22 protein-coding genes and 2 pseudogenes are annotated in these 24042 nt (G+C 68.4%); 16 read left to right on the forward strand and 8 right to left on the reverse strand.

Translation table 11 applies throughout. The features are described 5' to 3' along the window. Positions 1-16 precede the first annotated feature (16 nt). Both AD017_RS35660 and AD017_RS31070 read left to right on the forward strand, forming a co-directional pair. Positions 17-457: a site-specific integrase gene (locus tag AD017_RS35660; protein ID WP_060577249.1), complete on the forward strand. Its 441-nt coding sequence runs from the start codon at positions 17-19 to the stop codon at positions 455-457. 82 nt (positions 458-539) lie between these two features. Then, positions 540-2165 (forward strand): hypothetical protein, encoded by a 1626-nt coding sequence (locus AD017_RS31070; RefSeq protein WP_060577250.1) that lies wholly within the window; start codon positions 540-542, stop codon positions 2163-2165. 50 nt (positions 2166-2215) lie between these two features. Here AD017_RS31070 and AD017_RS31075 read toward each other — a convergent pair whose 3' ends face one another. Further along, a complete protein-coding gene (locus AD017_RS31075; RefSeq protein ID WP_060577251.1) occupies positions 2216-2620 on the reverse strand; it encodes a hypothetical protein in 405 nt (134 codons plus the stop codon). A 380-nt stretch (positions 2621-3000) separates the two neighbouring features. On the opposite strand from AD017_RS31075, the gene AD017_RS31080 reads away from it, so the two are divergent. The 5 genes and pseudogenes from AD017_RS31080 (at position 3001) to AD017_RS31100 (ending at position 8892) form a co-directional block, all read left to right on the forward strand. Then, complete coding sequence (locus AD017_RS31080; RefSeq protein WP_082538470.1) at positions 3001-3762, forward strand: site-specific integrase; 762 nt, start codon at positions 3001-3003, stop codon at positions 3760-3762. A 176-nt stretch (positions 3763-3938) separates the two neighbouring features. Next, a pseudogene (locus AD017_RS31085) lies at positions 3939-5070 on the forward strand (tyrosine-type recombinase/integrase). Continuing rightward, positions 5067-5402, forward strand: coding sequence for a helix-turn-helix transcriptional regulator (locus AD017_RS31090; protein ID WP_060577253.1), 336 nt, complete (start codon positions 5067-5069; stop codon positions 5400-5402). Before AD017_RS31085 ends, AD017_RS31090 begins: the two are co-directional and overlap by 4 nt. Positions 5403-6533: 1131 nt before the next feature. Beyond that, positions 6534-7757, forward strand: a complete 1224-nt coding sequence (locus tag AD017_RS31095) for an IS110 family transposase (RefSeq protein ID WP_060572134.1) — start codon at positions 6534-6536, stop codon at positions 7755-7757. Further along, on the forward strand, positions 7705-8892 hold the full coding sequence (locus tag AD017_RS31100) for a hypothetical protein (RefSeq protein WP_145986105.1): 1188 nt from the start codon (positions 7705-7707) through the stop codon (positions 8890-8892). Before AD017_RS31095 ends, AD017_RS31100 begins: the two co-directional genes overlap by 53 nt. A gap of 101 nt (positions 8893-8993) precedes the next feature. Here AD017_RS31100 and groL read toward each other — a convergent pair whose 3' ends face one another. Next, positions 8994-10628 (reverse strand): chaperonin GroEL, encoded by a 1635-nt coding sequence (gene groL, locus AD017_RS31105; RefSeq protein WP_060577255.1) that lies wholly within the window; start codon positions 10626-10628, stop codon positions 8994-8996. A 180-nt stretch (positions 10629-10808) separates the two neighbouring features. Between groL and AD017_RS31110 the strand changes: the two genes are divergently transcribed. Continuing rightward, positions 10809-11510 carry a TetR/AcrR family transcriptional regulator gene (locus AD017_RS31110; RefSeq protein WP_227012942.1) on the forward strand — a complete coding sequence of 234 codons (702 nt, stop codon included), beginning with the start codon at positions 10809-10811 and terminating at the stop codon, positions 11508-11510. A gap of 54 nt (positions 11511-11564) precedes the next feature. Here AD017_RS31110 and AD017_RS31115 read toward each other — a convergent pair whose 3' ends face one another. Further along, positions 11565-12302: a hypothetical protein gene (locus AD017_RS31115; protein WP_145984178.1), complete on the reverse strand. Its 738-nt coding sequence runs from the start codon at positions 12300-12302 to the stop codon at positions 11565-11567. Positions 12303-12540: 238 nt separating this feature from the next. Here AD017_RS31115 and AD017_RS31120 point away from each other — a divergent pair, with 238 nt between their 5' ends. From AD017_RS31120 to AD017_RS31135, 4 genes are all read left to right on the forward strand, one after another. Further along, positions 12541-13212: a hypothetical protein gene (locus tag AD017_RS31120; RefSeq protein ID WP_060577257.1), complete on the forward strand. Its 672-nt coding sequence runs from the start codon at positions 12541-12543 to the stop codon at positions 13210-13212. Next, a complete protein-coding gene (locus AD017_RS31125; protein ID WP_145984177.1) occupies positions 13212-14243 on the forward strand; it encodes a hypothetical protein in 1032 nt (343 codons plus the stop codon). Before AD017_RS31120 ends, AD017_RS31125 begins: the two co-directional genes overlap by 1 nt. Before the next feature lie 127 nt (positions 14244-14370). After that, positions 14371-15261 carry an aminoglycoside phosphotransferase family protein gene (locus AD017_RS31130; protein ID WP_060577259.1) on the forward strand — a complete coding sequence of 297 codons (891 nt, stop codon included), beginning with the start codon at positions 14371-14373 and terminating at the stop codon, positions 15259-15261. Further along, on the forward strand, positions 15258-16034 hold the full coding sequence (locus tag AD017_RS31135) for a 2-phosphosulfolactate phosphatase (protein ID WP_060577260.1): 777 nt from the start codon (positions 15258-15260) through the stop codon (positions 16032-16034). The genes AD017_RS31130 and AD017_RS31135 overlap by 4 nt, the downstream gene beginning before the upstream one ends. Before the next feature lie 232 nt (positions 16035-16266). Here AD017_RS31135 and AD017_RS31140 read toward each other — a convergent pair whose 3' ends face one another. Continuing rightward, positions 16267-16881, reverse strand: coding sequence for a TetR/AcrR family transcriptional regulator (locus AD017_RS31140; protein ID WP_060577261.1), 615 nt, complete (start codon positions 16879-16881; stop codon positions 16267-16269). 228 nt (positions 16882-17109) lie between these two features. On the opposite strand from AD017_RS31140, the gene AD017_RS31145 reads away from it, so the two are divergent. From AD017_RS31145 to AD017_RS31160, 4 genes and pseudogenes are all read left to right on the forward strand, one after another. Beyond that, the gene (locus tag AD017_RS31145; RefSeq protein WP_145986106.1) at positions 17110-17541 is read left to right on the forward strand and encodes a hypothetical protein; all 432 of its coding nucleotides are present in this window, start codon (positions 17110-17112) and stop codon (positions 17539-17541) included. A 184-nt stretch (positions 17542-17725) separates the two neighbouring features. Further along, positions 17726-18169, forward strand: coding sequence for a hypothetical protein (locus tag AD017_RS31150; protein WP_227012941.1), 444 nt, complete (start codon positions 17726-17728; stop codon positions 18167-18169). Between the two features lie 75 nt (positions 18170-18244). After that, positions 18245-19152, forward strand: a pseudogene (locus AD017_RS31155) (aminoglycoside phosphotransferase family protein). Then, positions 19145-20164, forward strand: a complete 1020-nt coding sequence (locus AD017_RS31160) for a hypothetical protein (RefSeq protein ID WP_145984176.1) — start codon at positions 19145-19147, stop codon at positions 20162-20164. The pseudogene AD017_RS31155 and the gene AD017_RS31160 overlap by 8 nt, the downstream one beginning before the upstream one ends. A gap of 112 nt (positions 20165-20276) precedes the next feature. Here the strand turns inward: AD017_RS31160 and AD017_RS31165 are convergent, their stop codons facing one another. The 4 genes from AD017_RS31165 to AD017_RS31180 form a co-directional block, all read right to left on the reverse strand. Continuing rightward, positions 20277-20888, reverse strand: a complete 612-nt coding sequence (locus AD017_RS31165; protein WP_060577264.1) for an NADPH-dependent FMN reductase — start codon at positions 20886-20888, stop codon at positions 20277-20279. 89 nt (positions 20889-20977) lie between these two features. Further along, positions 20978-22168, reverse strand: coding sequence for a glycosyltransferase (locus AD017_RS31170; RefSeq protein WP_369822008.1), 1191 nt, complete (start codon positions 22166-22168; stop codon positions 20978-20980). Continuing rightward, positions 22114-22977 carry an SDR family oxidoreductase gene (locus tag AD017_RS31175; RefSeq protein ID WP_060577266.1) on the reverse strand — a complete coding sequence of 288 codons (864 nt, stop codon included), beginning with the start codon at positions 22975-22977 and terminating at the stop codon, positions 22114-22116. Before AD017_RS31175 ends, AD017_RS31170 begins: the two co-directional genes overlap by 55 nt. After that, positions 22970-23881, reverse strand: coding sequence for a hypothetical protein (locus AD017_RS31180; protein ID WP_168172842.1), 912 nt, complete (start codon positions 23879-23881; stop codon positions 22970-22972). The genes AD017_RS31175 and AD017_RS31180 overlap by 8 nt, the downstream gene beginning before the upstream one ends. Positions 23882-24042 lie beyond the last annotated feature (161 nt).

Below are 24042 nucleotides of genomic sequence, written 5' to 3' on the forward strand. Positions count from 1 at the left end.
TCTACCGTCGCTGATCGTGTCCGATGGCCTGCCCCGCGAGCTCACCGCCGCGGCCGCGGCCGCCGGGTTGGTGCCTGTCACCGACCTCGACGGCGGCCCGCTCTCGGCCGAGGAGGCCGCCTACGGCCAGGCTTCGAAGGCCGCGACGACGATCGAGGCCTACCGCACCGACTGGCAGGAGTTCTGCGACTGGTGCGCCCGCGAGCACCACACGCCCGCGCCCGCCCCAGCGGCCGCGGTCAGCGGCTACCTGACCGCCCTGGCACGAGCCGGGGCGAAGGTCTCCACCATGAGCCGGCGCATGGCCGCGATCCGGTTCTTCGATCCATCCGGATCACCGGTCAACGTTCTGGCGGGGCGCCCGTACAGGCGAGGCCAGCTGATTCCAGCTTGGGGCGCGCGGCCCGCTCAGGGGGTCTGCGGGCACACTGGCCTGAGCGTCGGGGCAGATCTGTAGACAAACGAGTGGGGAGCGGCCCGAAGGCGGCTCCCCATCTCAAGACGTCGCGCGCTAGCGCTGGACCTAAGGTAGCACAGCCATGACCCCTGTCCAGCACTCCACCGAACGGCTCTCCGACGGCCCGTATGCCTCCCATGTCGCGAGCCGGCTGCTGGACTTCTTCAAGGACACGGCCCCGTGGCCGCGTCGCCTCTGGGACGTCAGCAGCGTGCTGGCTCTCGAGGAAGCGATCGAGGGCGGCGACTGGGTCGACCAGCGAGTCTTGTCGTCCGGAGCCCTCAGCTGGTACCTGCGCGATCTGGAACGTCAGCTCGGCCCCGACCACGGCCTCGGCGATTCCCGCCTTCGCGGCGAGCTGGTCACGTTGCTGCGCTCCGGGCTTGGCGCGCACAGCAGGGAGCGCCGCCGTCTGATCCAGATGCTCCCCATGATCCACTCCGGCTACCTGCACCGGTGGGGTGAGCACCTCGACACACCGAAGGCACCCGCACCGGAACGTCTCGCCCGCGCGATCGCCACCCACCTGCTCGACCGCGGCCACAGCAGCCCCGAGCTTCACGCCCGGGTGAACCGCCTACTGCGTAACGAGGACGCGACCCTGGCCGATCTGCTGGCCGAGACGCAGGGGCTGGCCGAGCAACCAGACCGAGACTTCGAGGTACTCGTCCCGTTCGTATCGGTACCTGATGTCAACAAGCTTGCCGAGCATCTCCCGCAGTGGCGTTCCCCCACCGACACTTCGGCCTGGTGGCGGGCGCTGAGCAGCGACCCTGTCCCCCGGCACAACGGTGCATTCGCCTACCAGGTCCGCTGCAAGGACGTGGCCGCAGCGGTCCGGATCGCCGCCGCGAAGATCGACCGCATTCAGGCCCGACGCTCGTACGCACGCACGGGCGGCCGACGCACCCTCGAGCCCCTCGGACAGGCCTGGATCGCCGGGTATGCCCCGTTCCATCTCGAACGACCTGGCCGAGGCGCCATCGTGCTTGCGCTCGAACGTGAGGCGACCATGTATCTCGCCGACGCCGACGAGCGCCTCGACGAGGCCCTCGAGCTCGCCGCTCCGGTCAACGGCGGCCCGATCACCTCGGCGGTGACCGGTGCGTGGGCCGCGATCGAGTCACTGCTCAACCACCCCGGCGACCCCGCAGATCACAAAGAGGGCAAGGTGGTAGCAGCGAGCAGGCTCGCCGCGATCATCGCCTGCTCCTGGCCCCGGGCCGAGCTCACAGCCTTGTCCCACCAGCACAACAGCGACGATCCCGACCTCCTCGCTGACCGGCTCGCTGCCTGTCCCGACAACCGCGCTCGCAGTGTCGTCGTCGCCGACGCCTTGACCGAGGGTCACACGCTCACCCTGCGCAACAGCGGCGATCGGGCCGCGCAGCGGCGGATGAGTAAGCTGCTCGGTGACCCCCGACGCGAGCTCACCGACGTGCAGAACACGCTCATCACCACGTTCCGACGTCTCTACCGCCAGCGCAACATCGTCGTGCACAGCGGGAGCACCGCCGCCGCAGCACTGCACGGGACCATCCGGACCGCGGCTCCTCTGCTCGGCGCCGGGCTCGACCGGCTGGTGCACGCCCAGCTCACCGACCGCGTCGCTCCACTCGACCTGGCCGCCCGGGCCGAGAACTCGCTCACGCTCGTCGGAGATCCACTCGGCCCAGCGATCACCGACCTACTCGAAGCCGTGCACTGACCCAACGTCGCGGCGAGCACTGTCCGAGCTGTTCGCCCGGGCGTCCCGGATCACGCGTCGCGGTAGCGCTCCTCGGGACGGCAGAGCAAGCCGACCTCGGAGTCTGCATGGACTGCGGCCCGGATGAACTCCGCCGAGTTGGTGGCCTCGATCACCCAGGGCTTGTCCATGAGGTGCGCCGTCCAGTCGACCAGCTGAGCCCAGGTAGCGCAGCGTTCGACGCCGAACGAGTAGCAGCCTTCGCATGCCAGGCCGGTAGCGGTGTCGGTGTGGGGGTTGCAGGCATCGCAGTGGACCTGCCAGACCACGGGGTCCGGGAGGTCCAAGAGCTCGGTCACGGTGTAGCTCCCCGCTGCGATGCTGCCGGTCTGCCCTGCGGCCGCCGCGCGTGCGGCCCGACCCTCGCGGACAGCGTTCTGGTCCCATTCGAACTGGGCGACGTCGCGATGGAGCATGTGGATGACCCCGCCCCGGGCGGCACGTCGCGCTTGCAGCCGAAACACACCGCCAGCGGGAAACGGTGCAGGAAAGCCCGAGCACGCTGCCTCAGACGGTCAGCCCGGACCGCTACCGTTGCTGATCGTGGCGGAAGGTCTGTCCAACGAGCTGGCCGAGGCGGCCGTGCTGCCTGCTGCCGGCCTCGCCGATGTACCGCTCTCGGCCGAAGAAGCCGCCTACGTCCAAGCCTCCAAGGCGTCGTCCACGATCGAGGCCTACCGCACGGACTGGCGAGAGTTCTGCGACTGGTGCGCCAGAGAAGACCACAACCCGGCACCGGCGCCGCCGACCGCGGTGAGCGACAACCCTCGCCCAGGCCGGGGCGAAGGTCTCCACCATGAGCCGGCGCATGGCCGCGATCCGGTTCTTTCACACCCTGCAGGACCTTCCCGACCCGACCAGCCCGGCCCGGGTCACCACCGTCTGGGAAGGGATCCGCCGCGTCCACGGCGCCCCACCCAACCAGGCGCCGCCGCTGATGCCGCCGCAGCTGTTCGACCTGGTCGCCGCCACCGCTGCCACCCGCGACTTCCGCACCCGCCCGCCCGAACCCGACCTGGCCGGCGCCCGCGACCGCGCCCTGTTGCTGATCGGGTTCTTCTCCGCACTGCGCTGCTCCGAGCTCTGCGCGCTCACCGTCGACAACGTCCTGCACCACGACCGCGGCCGCACCCTGGTCATCCCCTCGTCGAAGACCAACCAACGCGGCGAACAGACCGAGCTCGTCGTCCTGCCCTACGCCAGCCACCCCGACGCCTGCCCCGTGCGCGCCCTCGATGCCTGGCTCGAGCTCTCCGAGATCACCGAGGGCCCCCTGCTGCGCCGCGTCTCCACCGGCAACCGGCCGGCCCCCACCGCGCTTCATCGGGCCTCGGTCAACCGCCGCATCACCGAACTCGCCGCCGCCGCCGGCCACGCCGAGCAGGGCTACTCCCCGCACTCCCTGCGGTCCGGGTTCGTCACCTGGGCGCACCTGCGCGGTGCCTCCGACCGCGAGATCGCCGCCCAGACCCGACACCGCTCCCTGGCCTCGGTCGGCGGCTACGTCCGCGTGCAGACCGCATGGAGCTCGAACGCCGCCACCAACATGGGGCTGTAGCCCCTCAAAGCTGCGGAGTTGCAGCGGATGCAACATCTCCGCACGAGAAGGTGATGTAGCAACACCCAGGTCGGCGGCCTCCCTTAGCGCTGGTGAGCAAGGTAGCACCGACCGCTCTGCCAGCCATAACCCCGCATAGGCCGTATCTAACTCAACAATGTTGCGTTAGATGCAACATGAGGGAGCGAGCGGAGCCACCGGGTTCAGCGCGGTCGATGCTGTCGGACGCGGTGGTGCACCTCGATCCGATGCCGGCAGTCTTCGACGCGATGCTGGCCGGCTGGGCACGCCAGCAACGAGCCCGGTTTCTCAACGAACAGGGCACGGTCGCACCCCGCGTCAGGCTGGTGCGTCGGTTCGCCGAGTTCACCAACTCTTACCCGTGGCAGTTGGCAGTGGGAGCCGGCCGATGCCGAGGCGTTCATCGTGGCGCTGCGCTCGCAGGTCGGGCGGCGACCGATCACGGTGTCGACGGCTCGCAACTACGAGATCGCGATCACGCTGTTCCTGGAGTTCGCCACCGATCGTCGCTACGGCTGGGGCGAGCTGTGCTGGGAACGCTTCGGCCAGGTTCCACAGCAGGTCTTCCACGACGGAAACTCCGTCGTGCACGTCACCGACTTCGAAGGCCAGCCCGGCCGTCGCCCGTTGACCTACGACGAGGTGCAGGCGCTGTTCGACGCGGCCGACGCACGCCCGGCTGCGATGGCCAGCCTGGGGCGCAAGGGCGCGCTGACCGCGATGCGCGACGCCGCGATGCTCAAGTGCATCTACGCCTACGGACTGCGCCGGGCCGAGGTCCGCGGGCTCGATCTGTCCGACCGGCGACATGCCCCGAAGATGCCGCAGTACGGACGCTACGGAGCATGGTTCGTGCGCTTCGGGAAAGCCTCGCGCGGAAGTCCGCCGAAACGACGAACCGTGCTCACGGTGCCTGAGATGGACTGGATCGTCGAGGTACTCCAGCACTGGGTCGACGAAGTCCGTCCCCAGCTCAACCCGGGCCGTCTCGGCGCAGTCTGGGTGACCGAGCGCGCCGGTCGGGTCAGTTTGCGCGTAGTCAACGACGCCTTCGACCAGGTGCGTGATGCCGCCGGCCTCGATCCGGAGCTGGATCTGCACTGCCTGCGTCACTCCTACATCACACACCTGGTGGAGTTCGACTACCCGGAACGGTTCGTCTCCGAGCAGGCCGGGCATCGTTACGCCTCGACCACCGCGATCTACACCGGGGTGTCCGACGAGTACCGCAACCGGCTGGTCCGCCGCTCCCTGGAGCGCCGCCAGCTGTGGGAGGACCAGCCGTGATCAAGAAGATGGGATTCCGCTGGACACTGCGTGCCCGCATGGCCGAGCGCGAGATGTTCCAGACCAGCGATCTGCTCTCCCCGCTTGCCGAGCGCGGTATCCACCTGTCCCGCGAGCAGGTCTACCGCCTGGTCACCCAACCCCCGCAACGGCTGTCGATGGACACCCTCGCCGCGCTGTGCGACGTCCTGGGCTGCACCCCGAACGACCTCATCGAGATCGACGCCGTCCACACCCAGGTCCGTAAGACCGGCACCGCGGACAGCGCCTCGTCGAAGGATGATGCTCCGGTGCCGCGGCGCACCACGATCCGCCGGCCACCGACCGCGTGACGTCCGCACGCGAGTCCCTCGACGAAGTGGCCGCCCGCATCGCCGACGCCATGGTCGCCGGTGTGCCCGGCCTGGATGTCGGCGCAGCGTCCGAGTTGGTGACCACGAATGTGGCGCGCAGCTATTTGCGGGCCGTCGATCGCCATCTCCATGCCCATCCCGACGCCTTGACCTCGGGAGACTCCGGAGCTCCACCGAGCGTGCTGCGCATCGCGGCGATACTCGCCGACCGCGGCGTCACCGCGGTACGGGTGCCGCGGTGCCATGGATGCGGAGCGCTGCGCGAACTCCGTCACCGGGTCGAGGGTGGGCGGATCTGCGACGACTGTCGCCGCCGACGGCACGCCACCTCCTGTGGTCGGTGCGGCCACACGCGCGCCGTCGCCAGCCGCACAGATACCGGTGAACCGTTGTGCGGCAGCTGCCATCCCAAACCGGTCGAACCGTGCGGGCGCTGCGGACGTTCTCGTGTCATCCAGCGGCGCTTGTCCGACGGCTCAGGACTCTGCCCGGTCTGCTATCAGGCTCCTTCGCGACGCTGTCACATCTGCGCCGTTGACGCCCCCACCTACTCCCGCAGCGACGACGGCGAGCCGATCTGCCGGGGCTGCTACCAACGACCCACCCGGCGCTGCGGCGGCTGCGGCCGAACCACGCGTGTCGAGCTGCGTGCCAGCGCCGGACACCCGGACCTGTGCCCCCGATGCGCTACCCGCACCCCGGCGCCGTGCGCGCTCTGCCGAGCTCGGCACCCCGCGCACCCGAAAGCGCGGTACCCGCTGTGTCTGGACTGCCGCGACGCCGGCCACCTGCTCGAACCCGACCTCACCGAGGCCCCACCCGTAGCTCGTCGCAGGCCCGACGAGACCGACCACGACGTACTGCGGGCACGGATACGCGACATCATCAGATGTCCCTAAGGTCGTAGGTGTTCGGGGTTGGTGCCCCGGATGCCCGGGACGACGGGGTGTGGCTGATGAGGTGTTGTCGCTTCGGTGGCTCGGAAGGAATGGCCGCCCCGTCGTGCTGGACAGGCCTGGCCACTGATTCGGATCTGTGCGGACCGTCGCTGATTAGGGACCTGATGGCGGGTTGTCCACGGGCGTGACCTGCAACGACAGGAGCCTGCGCGTGGCGCAACGGCCAGTGATCTGGATCGGGATCGACGTCGGGAAGAGGACGCACCATGCGTGCGCGATCGATACCGACGGCAAGGTGGTGTTCTCCCGCAAGGTCAGCAACGACCAGGCCGCGATCGAGGCGTTGCTGGCCCGCGCTGCGGAAGCGGCCCAGGACGTGCGGTGGGCCATCGACCTGACCTGCAGCTATGCGGCGCTGCTGCAGGTGGTCCTCACCGCGGCCGACCAGCAGGTGGTCTATGTCCCCGGTCGGGTCGTCGACCGGATGAGCGGCGTGTTCCGGGGCGAGGCCAAGACCGACGCCCGTGACGCGAAGGTCATCGCCGAGACCGCCCGCATGCGCGGCGCCGACCTCACCACGGTCACCGCCACTGATGAGACCACTGCCGAACTGGCCCGGCTCGTGGCCCATCGCGAGGACCTGATGGCCGACTGGGTGCGCGGGGTCAACCGGCTGCGTGACCTGCTCGGGTCGATCTTTCCCGGTCTCGAGGCGGCATTCGACTATTCCACCCGCAGCGCTCTGGTGCTGGTCACCGGGTTCCAGACACCCCAGGCCCTCCGGGACGCCGGCGAGGCAGGGGTGATCGAGTACCTGCGTGCCCATCGGGCGTGGGCACCGGGTATTGCTGCGATGGCCGCCACCGCGGTCGAGGTCGCCCACGCCCAGACCGTGGCACTGCCCAGCGAGACGCGGACCGCGATCCTTGTTGCCGGCCTGGCCCGACGACTGCTGGAACTCGACCGGGAGATCAAGGACACCGACAAGCTGATCACCACCGTGTTCCGCTCCCACCCGGACGCGGCGATCATCGAGTCGCTGCCCGGTCTCGGACCCATCCTGGGCGCGGAGTTCCTCACCGCCACCCACGGCGGTGTCGGCCCTGAACTGGGCGGATTCACCTCTCCAGGGCGGCTGGCCTCCTACGCCGGACTCGTCCCGGTGCCCCAGGACTCCGGCCGGATCAGCGGGAACCTGCGTCGCCCACGACGCTACAACCGCCGCCTGCGGCGAGTGTTCTACATGGCCGCACTGTCCAGCCTCAAGGTCAATGGCCCGTCCCGGGCCTTCTACCAGCGCAAACGCAGCGAAAGAATGCTTCATACCCAGGCTCTGCTCGCCTTGGCCAGACGCCTGGTCGACGTCCTGTGGGCCCTGCTGCGTGACCGGAGGATGTTCACCATCACCGCACCACAACCCGCTATCGCGGCTTGACACGGTCATTCGGATTCCTACTCGCGGGATCGCTGAGCAACTCGCACCCCTCGAGAACGCCTTTGATCACCTCGACAACGTCGCAACCCCGCTTGTCTGGATCCGAGGCACCAGCCCGGGCCTGCAGATTCTCGCCGACCTCGCCTCCCGTGCCCACGAAGAGCCCCTCGACCACGCCGTGCTCGACGTCTACCCGCAGACTGCTGCTCTGCACTGGCTACGCGCCCTTCTCGTCACCAACGGGGTCCTCCCGGCCCGGGACGAGATGCTCGAGCGCGTCGAACAATGGCTCGACGAACAACTGCTTAAGGTCCCGACCCCGCACGCCCGGATCGTCGAACCGTTCGCGACCTGGCACCTGTTACGCCAAGCCCGTCAGCGCGGCCGCGGCAGTCCGACCGACCAGGCCACCGCGACCCACATACGGACCCAGGCCCGTCTGGCGATCGCGTTCCTTACCTGGCTCGACGACCGTGGTCGCGACCTGACCACCGCTAGCCAGGGTGATCTCGACCGTTGGCTGACCGAGGGAAAGCAGACCCGCTACTTCCTCGGCGGTTTCATCTCCTGGGCACGAGCCCGCGGCCTGTGCCCCGACCTGACGATGAGCCATCGGACCAGCGCCGACCCCCACGACGTCCTCGACGACCACGAGCGCTGGACGAGACTGCGGCGTTGTCTCACCGACGGCGAGCTACCGCTGCACCTGCGCGTCGCCGGCGCCCTGATCCTGCTCTACGGACGCACCTGCACCGACCTGTACCAACTCACAACCGACGACGTCGACCAGGACGGCGAGGACAGCACGTTGCACATCAACGGCACACCGCTCCCGCTGCCGCCCACCCTCGCGGACCTGGTCCGCGCTCTCGCCGACCGGGCCACTCCAGCTTCGAGCATCAGACAGCAGGCCCACACGCAATGCTGGCTGTTCCCCGGACGAGCAGCCGGACGGCCCATAGCTCCATACGTGCTCGCCCGAGGTCTGCGGCGCCACGGCATCGCGCTGCTCCCCTCCCGACACGCCGCCCGCGCAGCCTGGGCCACCGAGATCCCCGTCCCGCTGGCCGCCGACCTGCTCGGCATCAACATCACCGCAGCCGAACGGTGGGCTCAACGAGTGCGCCGCGACTGAACCGACTACCTCGCCGACCGCGCCGACTCATCTCGCGACGACGAAAGCTGAGCGAGCCCGGCTGATGCGCCAAGCGGAGGGGCGCACCAGCCGGGCGCAGCTCAGAACCCCATGCCGCCCATCCCGCCGCTCGGATCAGCCGGCGCAGGCGCATGGTCGTCTGGCTGGTCGGCGATGACCGCCTCGGTGGTGAGGAACAGGGCCGCGATCGAAGCCGCGTTCTGCAGCGCCGAGCGGGTCACCTTCGCCGGATCGATGATCCCCGCAGCGACGAGGTCCTTGTAATCACCGGTCCTCACATCCAGCCCCTCACCGACGGGCAGGTTACGCACGGTGTTGACGACCACGCCGCCTTCAAGACCGGCGTTGATCGCGATCTGCTTGAGCGGCGCCTCAAGGGCGACCCGGACAATGGCTGCCCCGGTCTGCTCGTCAGGGTCGTCCACGCCGAGTCCTTCGATCGCGTCCCAGACTCCGGCTTGGACGAGGGCGACGCCGCCGCCGGCGACGATGCCCTCCTCGACGGCCGCCTTCGCGTTGCGGACGGCGTCCTCGATGCGGTGCTTGCGCTCCTTGAGCTCGACCTCGGTCGCCGCGCCGGCCTTGATGACGGCGACGCCGCCGGCCAGCTTGGCGAGACGCTCCTGGAGCTTCTCGCGGTCGTAGTCGGAGTCGGTGCGCTCGATCTCGGCGCGGATCTGGTTGACCCGGCCGGCGATCTGCTCGTTGTCACCGGCACCGTCGACGATGGTGGTCTCGTCCTTGGTGACGACGACCTTGCGAGCGGTGCCCAGCAGGGAGACGTCGGCGTTGTCGAGCTTGAGGCCGACCTTCTCCGAGATGACCTCGCCACCGGTCAGGATCGCCATGTCGGCGAGCATGGCCTCACGACGGTCACCGAAGCCCGGGGCCTTGACGGCGACGGACTTGAAGGTGCCACGGATCTTGTTGACGACCAGGGTGGCCAGGGCCTCGCCCTCGACGTCCTCCGAGATGATCGCCAGCGGCTTGCCCGACTGCATGATCTTCTCGAGCAACGGCAACAGGTCCTTGACCGTGGAGATCTTGGACGAGACGAGGAGGATGTACGGGTCCTCGAGCTCGACCTCCATCCGCTCGGCGTCGGTCACGAAGTAGGGCGAGATGTAGCCCTTGTCGAAGCGCATGCCCTCGGTGAGCTCGAGCTCGAGACCGAAGGTCTGCGACTCCTCGACCGTGATGACGCCTTCCTTGCCGACCTTGTCCATCGCCTCGGCGATCAGCTCACCGATCTCAGGATCCGACGCCGAGATCGACGCCGACGCCGCGATCTGCGCCCGCTCGACCACCGGGCGGGCCGAGTCCTGCAGCTGCTGTGACACGGCCGCCGCGGCCTTCTCGATGCCCTTCTTCAACCCCACCGGGCTGGCTCCGGCCACGACGTTACGCAGCCCTTCGCGGACCAGCGCCTGGGCCAACACAGTGGCGGTGGTGGTGCCGTCACCGGCGACGTCGTCGGTCTTCTGAGCCACCTCTTTGACCAGCTCGGCACCGATCCGCTCCCACGGATCCTCCAGGTCGATCTCCTTGGCGATCGACACACCATCGTTGGTGATGGTGGGCGCGCCCCACTTCTTGTCCAGGACGACGTTGCGGCCGCGCGGCCCCAACGTCACCTTGACGGCGTCGGCGAGGGTGTTCATCCCCCGCTCAAGCCCGCGACGAGCCTGCTCGTCGAACGCGATCTGTTTCGCCATGTCCTGCGGATCCTCCTGACACGTGCTCATGGGCGATCAGGTGCAGTGCCCGCGACGGACGACCGGACTCTGATGCCGGCCTCACCACAGCTGACTGGCACTCGCATCCATCGAGTGCCAGTCCTACTATGCAGGACTATGCTCGACGACGGCAACCCGGCGGCCCTACGATGTAGGACCATGAGTCCGAAGAAGGCCGTCACGGGGCCTGTGATGCCCGGAGCTGTGTGGTTGCGGGAGCGGCCGCCGCGGCGCGGGCAACACGGCTTGACTCGGGAACGGATCGCCGCCGAGGTCGTGTCTCAGCTCGACCGGGCCGGGCTCGACGGCCTGAATCTGCGCGCCGTCGCCGCCGCCCTCGATGTGCACGCCACCACGCTGTATTGGCACGTCTCAGTGCGCGACGACCTCCTCGACCTAGCCGTGGACGCAGTGTTCGGCGAGATGCCGCTGCCGAGCGAACCCGCGCACGACTGGGTCGACGAGGTCCGTTCCTTCATGCACAACCTGAGAGCAGCCCTTCTCGCTCATCCCTGGTCCGGCGCTCTGGCCAGCAGCCGCCCACTCATCGGGCCTGAAGCACTCGCGCGATCGGAGTACGTGTACGCGGCGCTGTCGCGAGCGGGCTTCACCGACGACCGTCTCGCGGCTGCTGCCGCCGCGGTGACGAACCTGGTGATCGGATCCGTCGCCGCCGAGGCCTCCTGGCAGCACGACAGCGAACCCGCCGCACGGCAAGCAGTCCACGAGCACCTACAAGCCAACGCGCAGCGCTACCCCACGATGTCCACCCTCGCGCCCCGAGCCGCGGACTGGTCCACACATTTCGCCTACAGCGCGGAGCTTCTCCTCGAGGGCCTGCAGGCACCGGAGCAGGCGTGATACTCCGACCGGCGGCGAGACCGCGCCCGCGGCGCCCGGAAGGACCCTGGCCGTCTAACGGGTTCGTGCTCGTGACCGCTTGTCTTGGACTAGAAGGAAGCTGGCGAACGCTGCTTGGACAATGATGTAGCCGATGACGAAAGGCAGCATGACCAGTGACGGATGTGTTGTGGCCGGCGGCGGGAGTGGGACCTGCCAGGCGATCAGGACGACCATCCCGCAGTTGAGCAGTGACAGGCGTGTGTAGCCGCGGGCGTCGCCATGGGCTTGGCGGCGGGCGAGTTCGAAGACCACGACCAGCCGGAACAGAACCCCGAGCATCAGCGCGGCGATGATCGGGGCGCCGCTGGTGTAGCCCTCGCCGAGGATGCGTAGCACTGGCCAGCCGAGTCCCGCGCCGAGTACCAGCAGCGGGACGAAGATCAGGAGCATGCGGCGCCGGGTGGCCTGGGCGAGTTCTGCGGCCCGGTGGGGCTCGCGCGCGGTCTGGACGGCGAGTGAGTTGGTGAAGAACACCGCGGCGGTGTCGATGACGACGGTGGCCTGCCAGGCGATGAAGAAGACCGCGCCGGTCTCGTTGCCCATCCGGAAGTTCGCCAGCAGCGGGATCTGGTTGTAGAGCAGGACCGCGCCGAACTGGGCGATCGCGGTGGGTGCGAGGAACGCGGCCATCGTGCGACGACTCGGCAGGTCCCCGGGGCAGGCCGAGGTCGCGAAGCGACGGACCATGAACCAGAGGACCACGGTCCCGACGGCGATCCAGACGACGATCGGGATGACCCAGGACAGCACCATTCCTTGGGCGGCCAGGGGGTGTCACGTCTGGACGACGAGCCCAGGTCGGCACGGACCAGAGGCCACCGGACCCCGCAGAGACGAGGTCGGGCGGCGGGGTGCACCGCCGTCAGGCGGTGCGGGGACGCTGCGCGAGCGGAAGCCACATGAGACTGAACCTACTACCAGGCAGTGAGGCCACGCACGGCCCCACCGGAGATCGCGTTCCTATCACCTCGGCTGTCAGACTCAGACGATGGGACCAGCTCCACCCCACGATCGCAGCCATCCTCCGATCGACTTCCCGTTCTTCGGGGTCTCCCCGTGGAAGGGCCCGACCTGGGTCGAGTTCTACGAAGGCGCGATCGGCCACCCGATGACCACCCTCTGGCTCGGGCACCGGGTCGAGAACGGCCGCGCCCACATCTCCGTCGGCACGAACACCCAACGACTCGACGGACTCGAACTGAGCGAGGACCTCGCCTTCGGCGCTCTGTTCACGTTGTCCGAACGCATGCGCCCCGCCCGGACCGCGGTCGAGCTCCCCGCGGGCTTCAACAAGGCCCAGGTCGACCACGTCTACGAGTCCTCCCAGCGATGGCGGGAATGGCCCACCGTAGGTTGCGAGGTCGACGGAGCCGAAGCGGTCCTGTCCCACCGCCGCTACGCCTGGGGCTGGGCCGGGTTCATCAGCGACGTCGGGGTGGCCGGGGTGAAACTCGTCGCCGTCGACGTCGAGCCGGACACCATCGCGTTGCGAACAATCCGGACACCACAGACCTACGGCTTCGACCCGTCGCAGCGACTGTCCGTCTCCGATCTCGACGAACGCGCCGAACTGGCCGGGGACGCCCGTCTGCCACTGCCGTGGACCGACACGGTCCACCCCGACCAGCAGGCGCTGATCGACCACCACGGTCTGAGCTGATGCAGCCGGCCTCCGCTGTGACGCGCGCGGAACTCGCCACCGGCGCTGCCCATGCGGTGGGCGGGTACGCGGTGCTCGTGGACCGGTGCCACCCCTTCGCCGCCACGATCGACACCGACGGCTCAGTCCGCGCGACGGCATCGTGGGCCGCTCTGGTGTCCCCGCCGAACGCGTGGCACCACCCGCGCCGCCGGCTGCTGCACCTGGATGCGACCTCGGTCGCCGTGCACGACGTCGGCACCGCGATAGCCGCGCGCCTGGCCGTCGGCCGCGACGGGTCGCTCGACGTCCAGCCGATCGCCCTGGCCAGTCTCACGTGGCCGACCGAGCAGTATCTCCCCTTGTGGCGGGCCCGCACGCCCCCGACCCCAGGCCCCGGCTGGCTGCTGGGCACCGACCTGCGACAAACCCGATGGTGCTGGTGGGCGACACACCCCGCCATTCCGGCACCCGAGCACGGAGCAGACGGGTCGATCCTCGCCTGGGCCACACTGTCCGACACCGTCGCCGTGGCCGCTGTGCAGCACACCCACAAGCGGCCCTTCGACCTCCGCCCGCGGGTCTCGCTGCGGCTGTTCGACATCCGTCGCCGGCCCTCACGCGTTCTGCCCGCCGTGCCACTACCCACAACCGCCCGCTGGCGACTCGACCACCGCCGTCTGCCCACCGCCCCAGCGAGCACACTGAGCGCCCACGAACACTCCGCCGCGGCGAAGCGAGCCGACGCCCTGTCAGCCAGCCGCGCCGCCGCAGAACGCGACGCCCACCGGCTCCTCGACCGCGGCTACACCGACGCCCGGGTGACGCTGCCCGACGGGCCCGGCGCCCACGATCCACGCGTCGTGCTCGACTTCGGCTCCCCCGACCATCCCGGCCGGCTGTTCCGACGGGTGGACCATCCCCTCGATGAGCTGGGCAACCCCGGCGGCGGGCTCAACGATCTCACCGTGATCCTCGAGGAGGACCTCGATGCCGGCCTGGTCGACGAGATCGCGCGGCGCGATCCGGACGCCGACCTCGTCTACATCTGACCGGGTCGTCAGCCCGAAGGCCCCCGCCGACGTGAAGGGCGAGCTCTCTTGACCACACCGGCAACCACGGAAGCCGATCCCACCCGGATATGTCGCGGGATTCCACGAGCAGTCAGGCTCATTCACCATGCCTGAGGAGATCGACGCGTCGATGGTGCGCTTGCTTGTCGCCGACCAGTTCCCGAGCTGGAGCGGTTTGCCTGTCGCCCCGGTTCCGCAGCAGGGTTGGGACAACAGGACGTTCCGGATCGGCTCGGAGCTGTCGGCCCGGCTTCCTGCCGGCCCGGCCTATGTTGCTGCGGTCGGCAAGGAGCAGCGAGCACTCGCCTGTCTCGACGGGTGTCTGCCCGTGGCCATTCCCACTCCTGTCGCGCTCGGCTCGCCGGGCCACGGTTACCCGTATCCGTGGTCGATACGTCGCTGGCTCGACGGCTCCACCGTCGCGGACACCCCCGATCTCGACCGGCGTCAGTTCGCCCACGACCTCGGCGAGGTACTCCACACTCTGCACCAGCTCCCGGCCGAGACCGGACCCGCGGCCGGGCGACATTCCCACTATCGCGGCTGCCATCCCAGCGCCTACAGCGACCAGGTCGACACGGCACTGCATCAGCTCAGGGGCACTACCGACGCTGCCGCCGCTTTCGACGACAGGCAGTGTCGACGGATCTGGCTCGACGCGACCACCCATGTCTGGCCGTTGCCACCGGTCTGGTTCCACGGCGACATCGCTCCCGGAAATCTCCTCACTGCGTCCGGACAGCTGAGCGCGATCATCGACTTCGGCAGCTGCGGCGTCGGTGACCCGGCCTGCGACCTGGCCATCGCCTGGACCTACTTCGCCCCGCCCGAGCGGGCAATCTTCCGGGACGCGGTGAGGCTCGACGAGCAGACCTGGAAACGAGCGCGTGGCTGGGCACTATGGAAAGCACTCGTCACCATGGCCGGGATGTCTAGCCCTGATCCCGATGGCACACAGGCTCAAGCCCTTCAGGAAGTCCTCGGAGAGTCCCCATGACCCCATCCCTGCTGAGCCGGATCGGTTCACAGGCCGAGTTCGCGGTGCGTATGGAGTGGGGCACGAGCGGCGCCGCCGTCGTGACCGAGGAGTGCGAGTTCGCGGTGGTCGTCGATGTCCTGAGCTTCACCACGACGCTGTCGGTCGCGTGTGATCTCGGTATCGCCGTCGTACCCTGTCCGTGGCGCGACGAACGGGCCGCAGACCTCGCCCGCCGCCATGACGCGACACTCGCCGCGGGCCGTTCCCAGGCCCGCTCAGGGCAGGTCAGTCTCTCACCGTCCACGCTGTCGACCGCCGGACCGATTCAACGGCTGGTCTTGCCGTCCCCGAACGGCTCCACCATCAGCGCGCAACTGGCAGCTCACGGCCCACAGGTCGTCGCCGCTGGCCTGCGCAACCGGCACGCCGTCGCGGCCTGGCTTACCCAGCAACCCCACACGGAGGGCCAGCAGCCACGGTTGGCGATCATCGCAGCCGGTGAACGCTGGCCAGATGGCAGCCTGCGCCCGGGCATCGAGGACCTCTGGGGTGCCGGCGCTGTGATCCGGGCCTTGACCGAGCTCGGCTGGCGCGGGCTCTCCCCCGAGGCCGATGTCGCCGCAGCCGCCTTCGATGCGGTCGCCGACCTCGGCATCGCCCCCTCGCTGCACCGCAGCGCCAGTGGCCGAGAACTCGCTGCCATCGGATTCAGCCACGACGTCGACGCCGCCGCCGAGCTGGATCACAGCCGCTCGGTCCCTATCCTGCGCGACGGCATCTACACCGGATAGCAAGCCGACTCCTCGCCCCCGCGCACCACTGCGGACTGGATCAGATCAGCCCGGTGTCTACCGCAGCCCTCGAATATCGCACGTGCGCCAGTCAATCGGTGGAGTCGAACTGTCGATCCCGCAGGTCACGATGGCTATCGCCCAGATGAGAGCAGGAGGCGCGGCCGTCGCGGCCGCAGCCTGACGCATCGATGATGCGTCAGGTGCAGCACCGGATGCGGCTGAGTCAACTTCAGCGCTGGGCGGCCGGTGCCAGGAGGGCCATGACCTCGGAGGTGACCTCGTCGGAGGTTCCCAGCGCGGGGCGTGGGCCATGCAGCCGGTCCATGACCGCGTGGTGGAAACACCTTCCTTGCACCAGCGCTGCTGCGGCGGCGGGATCGAGATCGGCACGCACCACTCCGGCATCGGCATAGCCACGCAGCGCGACGGCCAGCGCTCGGGTGAACTCCTCGGGCCCCCCGGGGGCGCGGGCCAGCATGTCGCGGAACCGCTCGTGCAACGTCTCGTCGGCTAGGACTGTCACCGCGACGGCCGCCATCCGCTTCTCGTGTTCGTAGACCTGCCCGATCATCACCGCCAGCGCATCGCGCACGACCTCGTGCCCGGCGTCGGGCGCGCCGCCGAAGCTCATGCTGCGCGGGACACTGTCGAGAATCACCGCAAGGATCAGCTCCTCACGGCCGGCGAAGTGCCGATACAACGCGCCCGCCGACAGTCCGGCCTCCTTCGCCACCGCGTCGACCCGGACACGGGCGACCCCACGCTCGTCCATGAGCTTGCGCGTGGCCGCAAGAACACGGCTACGCGTGTCCGGCTTGCCACTGCTACCGTCGTGAGTAAACATTCACTCGCGCTCGTTCGCTGCTGGATCTTCCACACCGACGAGTATCCCTGGAGAGGACCGGCGGCCGTGACCGACGAGCCCACCACGACACGGGAACCCACTCCACCTGCCACTCGGACAGCCAACCCACCAGCAACAACTCCGCGCCGCACTGCCTCAGCGCGGACTCGGCGCGGTCGGCGGAAACTGTCACCACGCAGCCGCAAGACCCTGCTCGTGGCCCACGTCGTGGTCTCGGTCGGCTGGCTCGGTGCGGCCACAGCCATGATGACCCTCGCGCTACGCGGACTCGTCTCGACTGATCCGATCGTCCGGGTCAGCGCCTACGAGACCATGCACTACTTCGACCTCCCGGTGAACGCACCACTCTCGATCAGCATGCTGATCACCGGCATCCTCTGCTCAGTCCTCACACCGTGGGGCCTGATCAGACACTGGTGGGTCCTGGCCAAGCTCGTCCTCAGCGCCGGGCTGCTGCTGGCCATCCCGTTCCTGTCAGCCCACCGCCTGCGCGAGCTCACCGAGACCATCCCGGCCGCCACCGAACCCGCCGGCACCGCCGCAGAGGTCCTAGCCATCTCGATCACCGGAGTCACCGTCCTGACCGCGGTCACCGTCCTCTCGGTCTTCAAGCCTTGGGGACGCACACGCTGGTACTGACCTCAGGCGGCACCAGCAAGGGCGCGGCGCAGCGCTGCGGGACTGATCCATTGTCACGCCGGATGCGGGCAGGGAGGACATCGAGCACCGGGACGAGGCGGTGCAGCTCCTCTTCGTGTCGGAGCAAGATCCGGCGGCGCGCCGGGGTGAGGTCGCTGTCGGTGTCCTGTGGCACGTTCGTCTCATGCCCACCTACACCCTTGCCGACGTCGAGCGCGCGGTACGGCAGAGCTGGTGCGACGGGACACGTCCTCCGGAGTGTCAGGCTGACTGGGACGCGAGCAATCCCGCGCGCGACCAGTGTGGCGTGACCGCCTTGGTGGTCAATGATCTGCTCGGTGGAGACCTGGTCCTCGGCGAGGTGCACATTGACGGCGCCCACGTCGACTACCACTGGTGGAACCGCTTCGGTCTACTGGACGTCGATCTGACTCGCGAGCAGTTCGCTGCTCACGAGGTCGTCGTGGGCAGGGAGGTGCGTAAACGACCTCCCAACAACGAGCTGCGTCGATGCGTGGATGAGTACCTTCTGCTGCGGAAGCTCGTCCTGGCGAGGCTCGAGATCACCGACGAGCCCGGAGCGGAGTCAGAGGAGCCAGAGGCCTCTTCCCCGGTCGGGTCCGGGTAGCCGGACTACGGCGACGTGAACAGGGCGCATCTGCTGGTCTGGTCTCGGTTCGGCGGGCCCCGATACGGTCGCCATGTGTCCCAGACCGAGCCGGAGATCACCGCCGCTCTGATCCGTGAGCTGCTGAAGGATCAGCACCCGGATCTGGCAGGCCTGCCGCTTCGTGAGGTGGAGGGCGGCTGGGGCAACCAGATGTGGCGCCTCGGCGAGGAGCTCGCGGTGCGGATCCAACGCATGGACACCACCCCCGACCCGCAGCTCAAGGAACGACACTGGCTCCCCCGGCTCGCCCCGCACCTGCCCCTGGCGATACCCGTCCCGGTCCGCACCGGCACACCCTGCAAGCGCTTCGGCAAGCTCTGGACCGTCATGACCTGGGTACCAGGCCTTCCACTGGACCAGGGAGTGCTCGCCCGGCCCGAGCACGCCGCTGACACTCTGGCCGCGTTCCTTAGGGCCTTACACGTCCCAGCACCGGCTGATGCACCCGGTGATGGCTGGGAATCGCCGCCCACCCCCACGACAGCACCGGAGGCTTCGAGCACTTCCTGGGCGCTATCGACGCGTCCGCGTTCGATATCGATACCACCGGGGCCCGTGCCGTCTGGGAGGACGCCGTCGCCGCGCCCGCGTGGGCCGGGCCGCGGGTGTGGGTCCACGGCGACCTGCACCCGGCCAACGTCGTCACCGCCGACGGGACACTCACCGGCGTGGTCGACTTCGGCGCCCTGTTCGCCGGCGACCCTGCGGTGGACCTCGCAGCCGCCTGGGTACTGCTCCCGGCAGGTGCGGCCGAGCGCTTCCTCTCCGCCTACGGCGAAATCGACGGGGCAACGGTGCGGCGTGCTCGCGGGCTGGCGGTGCTCAAGAGTCTGTTCCTGATGCTGATGGGCCAGAACGGCGACCGCGGCCTCCCCGGCGGCAAACCGGCATGGGGGCCCGCCGGACGGGCTGCGCTGGACCGAGTCCTGAGCCATGGATAACCCGACGAATACCGCAGGTCCCGAGTATCGCACCTGTACCAGCCATGAACCCGAGACGGCCGATGCCGGGCCCAGCTATGCGGGGAAGTGGGCACTGTTCTGCGACTACGCCACCGCCACCGGGCAGCCGACACTGCCGACCACGGTCGACACGCTGACTAACTTTCTCACCGCGCTCCCAGCCCGCCCGGCCACCATGGCCCGACGCCTGCGCGCGATTGTCACCGCCCACCACCACGCCGGTCACCTCCTGGAGCGGCCCGACAGCGGCCCGGCCGCACCCTCAGCACCGGTACTGCGGCGGCCGCGATGGACCGAGCCCGGCCCAATGATCGCCGCCTGCCCCACCCGCGGCTGGCCACACGGACTGCACGGCCGCCGCGACGCCTTCCTGGTCGTGCTTACCGTCGCCCTCGCCCTGCCCTATTCCGCCGCGCGGGATTTGACCCCCGCCGCGGTCGTCGTCGACACCACGACCGACCTGCCGATGGGCGGTGACGTCGACGAGGTCGTGACGATCGCGGGCCAGGCCGTGCCCACCGCTGCGGATCCCCGTGCGTGTCCGGCATGTGCGGTCGTACGCTGGCTCGACATCCTCGGCACCCTCGACGGCCTCGGCCGTGGGTCCGCCCGCATGGACCTCGTCGCCGCTCACGCTCCGACCACCGACGCCCCGCACACTCATCAAACACGCGGCTCGCGCCGGTGGCGCGCCGCGGCAACCCTCCTTCCAGCCGTTGACCAGCACGGCTGGCTCGACGACTACCGCCCCATCACTGCCCGTACCATCCGCGCCCGCCTGGCCCGCGCCGCCGCCCGGAGCACTCACTACGTCGCCGAGGAGATGGCCCTGCCTAAACCAGCTGGCATCCTTTCCACCTCACCCGATGCCAAACCCCTACCCACCATCACCACGCCCGCGCTGGATCAAGTGCTCGCCGTGCTCGACAGCGTCTCGGACGACGCCGATGCTCTGAACGCCCGCATCCAGGCCTTGCTAGACGGACGCTGACCACTGAGCTGGCGGGGGCTTCACCGATCGTCAACGCTCGGGCCAGGGGATCAACTCAGAGCCAGTCGCAGGCGGCGGCCGTTCCGGGCTACCACGTCGCAGCCACTACCGATCAGACCTGATACGGGCGTTTCCCGCGGGCGTCTCGTAGGGCGTTTCCCCACCACTCGAGCTGGTCAAGAAGCACCTTCGTGGCGGCCGTCGCATCGTTCTCGGCTTGCGAGTCATGCTTACCAGCCCCGCCGAAATCGTCCCATGGACCATGGTCGAGCGCGCTCGTTCGGTGGAAGCTGACCGTGTCCCGCACGGTCGTGGCGTGCAGCTCCGGAAAGACCTGCCGCAGGTGCTCCGTGGCCCGCAGCCCTCCCGCCATACCTCCGTAGGAGATCAGACCGACCGGCTTGGCCGCCCATTCCAGGTGGTGCCAGTCGATAACGTTCTTGAGCGAAGCTGGATAGCTGTGATTGTACTCCGGCGTTACGATGGCGAACGCCTCGGCGGCGGCCAATCGAGGGGTCAGCTCGGCTAGCGCCTCTTGGGTTGATGGCGTTGGACTAGCAGTGAGGCGTATCGGGAGCTCATAGTCCGCGATATCGATCAGGTCCGGTTCAAAGCCGCCGTGGCTTCGTGCCCGGTCGGCGAACCAGTGCGCGACCGTTGGGCCGATCCGGCCGTCGCGTACGCTGCCGATGAGCACGGCGAGCCGGAGGGGTATGTCCGTCATAGCCTCTGTACTCCTCTTTGCGCAGTTTCTGCATGCTGGCTGTCGGTTTGTTCTTCGTAAGCCGTTAGAGATTGAAGCCGACCAGAGGTCTAAGTCCGCGCAAGCCGCTCGATGTCCGCTACCACGCTGGACGGAGGCGGCAGACTAGCCATCTCCGCTGCGAGCTCCCCTGCCCGCGTCTGGAACGATGGATTCGCCAGCACCTTCCGGCAAGCGTCGACCACATGGTTCGGGGTGTCCTCCCCAGGCGGGAGCATGATCCCGGCGCCGCGGTCGGCGACGCTGCGAGTAGTCCCGATCAGCACATATTGCTCGGCGAGCGTCACTTGCGGCACGCCAGCTCGCAGTGCCGTCATCAGACTCACGTTACCGACGGGCTTAACGATCACGTCACAGGTCGGCGCCACGATGTCCAGAGGTACCCACCCTGCAAACACCCCGCGACGCTCGTCGTGTAGCACCTCGGCCATCGACTCGCGTGTTGCGACGATGACTTCTGCGTCCATGTCAACGACGGCATTGATCATTCGGCGGAGGATTTCGCCGCGGTGTTCCGGGGATGCCATACTCCCAGCAGTTACCAGCACCCTGGGGCGGTTACTCGCGCGACGGTACATCCACGGATCCAGGGGACACTGGACGTTCGTGGGGGCCCAACGCATCGGCGTCCCTGGCGGCAGGTCTGGCGACAACAGGCTCGGGGGCGCGATCTCCACCCGCAGATCCGGATCCGGCACCTCGTTTAGACCCAACCGACCGAGCTCGGGCGCCAGCACCTGATCCCCACCAACCTCCTCCTCCCGCGCCGGATCGCCCGCGTCCCACGCCTGGCGCACGTACGGAACGCCTAGCTCCGCAGCCACCAGAGCCGCGGAGAAGGCCAACGGGCCGCCGACGGTCACGTCTGGCCGCCACGCCTGGACCAGATCAGCGAGACCGGCCAGTGTGGCCGCTGCGAACCGCCCAAACATAAAGCCGACGTGCTCGCGGTGCCCTGACGAGTCTTCCGGTGGGTTCCATGGAGAACCGTCTCGTTGTTGGTAAGCCGCTTCCTGCCAAGTCATGGGAGTCACGATCGTCACTGGAAGTCCGACCTTGCACGCCCAAGGGGCCGCGTCTGGACCTGCGGCGAGCAATACTTCGTGCCCCTTGTGTCGCGCAGCATGCAGTAGTGAAGCGAGAGAAAAGACCGTTGACGCGCTGACTCCCGCGAAGGCGAGAATCCTCATCGCTGCTCCCACTCGGGGTCGACAAATTCCTCCACATGCTCGGCTGCCCATTGCTTGAACGTCCGTGGTGGACGACCAAGCAGCCGCTCGACTGTCGTCAGGATTGGCATCTGCGCGTCGACCGAGTTCTCCATATATCGCATCACACTCTCTACGAGGTCGTGCGGCACATACTCCCCGAACTGAGCACGACCTTGTGCAGGATCGAGCTCCTCGAATTGGATCTCCTTCCCAAGGGCTTCGGACAGCACGCGGACCTGATCTCGACTTGTCATAGCCTGCGGTCCGGTAATCGAGTATGCACATCCGGCGTGTTCGCTGGACCGCAGGGACAAGACGGCCACAGCTGCAATGTCAGCCTCGTGAATCGGCACACGAACGGCACGGGCGTAAGGAGCCCGCGCGATGCCCTCGGCTCGGATCGACTTGCCCCACCGGCGTAGCGCGGTCCCGGCAAACTCGCTGGGCCGCACGTGCGTCCAGGTGAGTCCGGAGCGTTCGGCCTCAACCTCGACTCGTCGGTGGTAGTCACCGACGTAGTCGCCTCCGCGGCGATCGAGGACGGTGAGCGAGGACAGGACCACCACTCGGCGCACCCCGGCCTTCCGGGCGATTCGAAGGACGTCTCCGGTTCCTCTATCGGCGGGGAACAGGAACATCCCGTCGATACCGGCGAAAGCCTCATTGAGGCTCTCGGGCTGGGTGAGGTCGCCCTCGGCTATCTCGACGCCGTCCGGCAGCGTTGTAACCCGCTGGTCACGCGTCAGTGCCCGGACTCCCACCCCTGCGGTCTGCAGCTGCGCCACGACATGCCGGCCCACACTACCGGTTGCTCCCGTCACCAGCACTCGCTCAAGCATCCATTGCCTCCTCGCCCGGATGAACATCGACGATCAGGAACTGCCCTTTTGCCGTCATCCGGGTGCCATCCGCGAAGTCGTTTAACAAGCTTGCTACAAGGTGGCGTCCCGGTCGGAGGGGAAGCGTCACAACAGAACTACGGCCACTGCCTAATGGCATACCGCCGATTCCCGCGGTGAGATCAACGGGCGGATACGGCGGTGGCTCATCGTCTTCAAAACGTCGCGCCCAGTCTTCCACGTGGTCGGGCAAAGCGTGTGGGGCGAGCTCGAAGAAGACTGCGTCCGAGGGCTGGTCGCGTAAGGCGTTTATCAGCCGAATTGGATGGCCGGCGCGCAGCGCTCCCTGTATGACGTAGTGGGGAAACGGGTCGGCGACGGCGACCAGCACGGCGCCCGGCCCAGTGTCCGGCCCAGTGTCCGGGATCCCCTCGCCCGGCCCGGCGACGACGGTGAAGCTGGCGCGGCTCGGGCGCGCGGAGGTGGTGATGTCTGCGTAGTCGAACAGCTCGTACCACCCCGGCTTGAGGTACTGGTCGAACGTCCCTGCTCGGCGGCCCCCGAGCAACAGCCCCCCCAGCAGATCGATGCCTTCCAAGCGCCGAGCGCCCGCGCGGACAGTTAGCGGATCATCGGCGATGACGCCTGTCAGCCCATCACGCAGATCGCCGAACGTCGTGCGGTGCGTCAGCCGGGCGAGCCCGACTGCCGAGATAGGACGTTCCGTCGACACACGAAACGTGGCCCACCCGGCCGCGACAAATGGAGGTGCGTCGATCCCGTCGGCTGTGGTGTGGACCGCGATCAGCTCGCTCGCGATCGGCGACGGCGACGGCGACGGCGACGGCGACGGCGACGGCGACGGCGACGGCGACGCAGGGTCATCGCGATGCAGTCTGGACATGCTGGCTCCTCTCGCGGGCGCTGTCCGTGTTCGGAGCGGGACCGGAGGGCTTGGTGCGGCGCACGTCCATCCGGCTGTACCCCTGAGGATGGCCGGATCGGAAGAAAGGGATCACCCTGGTCACGGTTAAATCCCGGTCATTTTCAGCTTTGGTCTACCGG

It is taken from the genome of Pseudonocardia sp. EC080619-01 (genome assembly GCF_001420995.1).
Lineage (GTDB): Bacteria > Actinomycetota > Actinomycetes > Mycobacteriales > Pseudonocardiaceae > Pseudonocardia.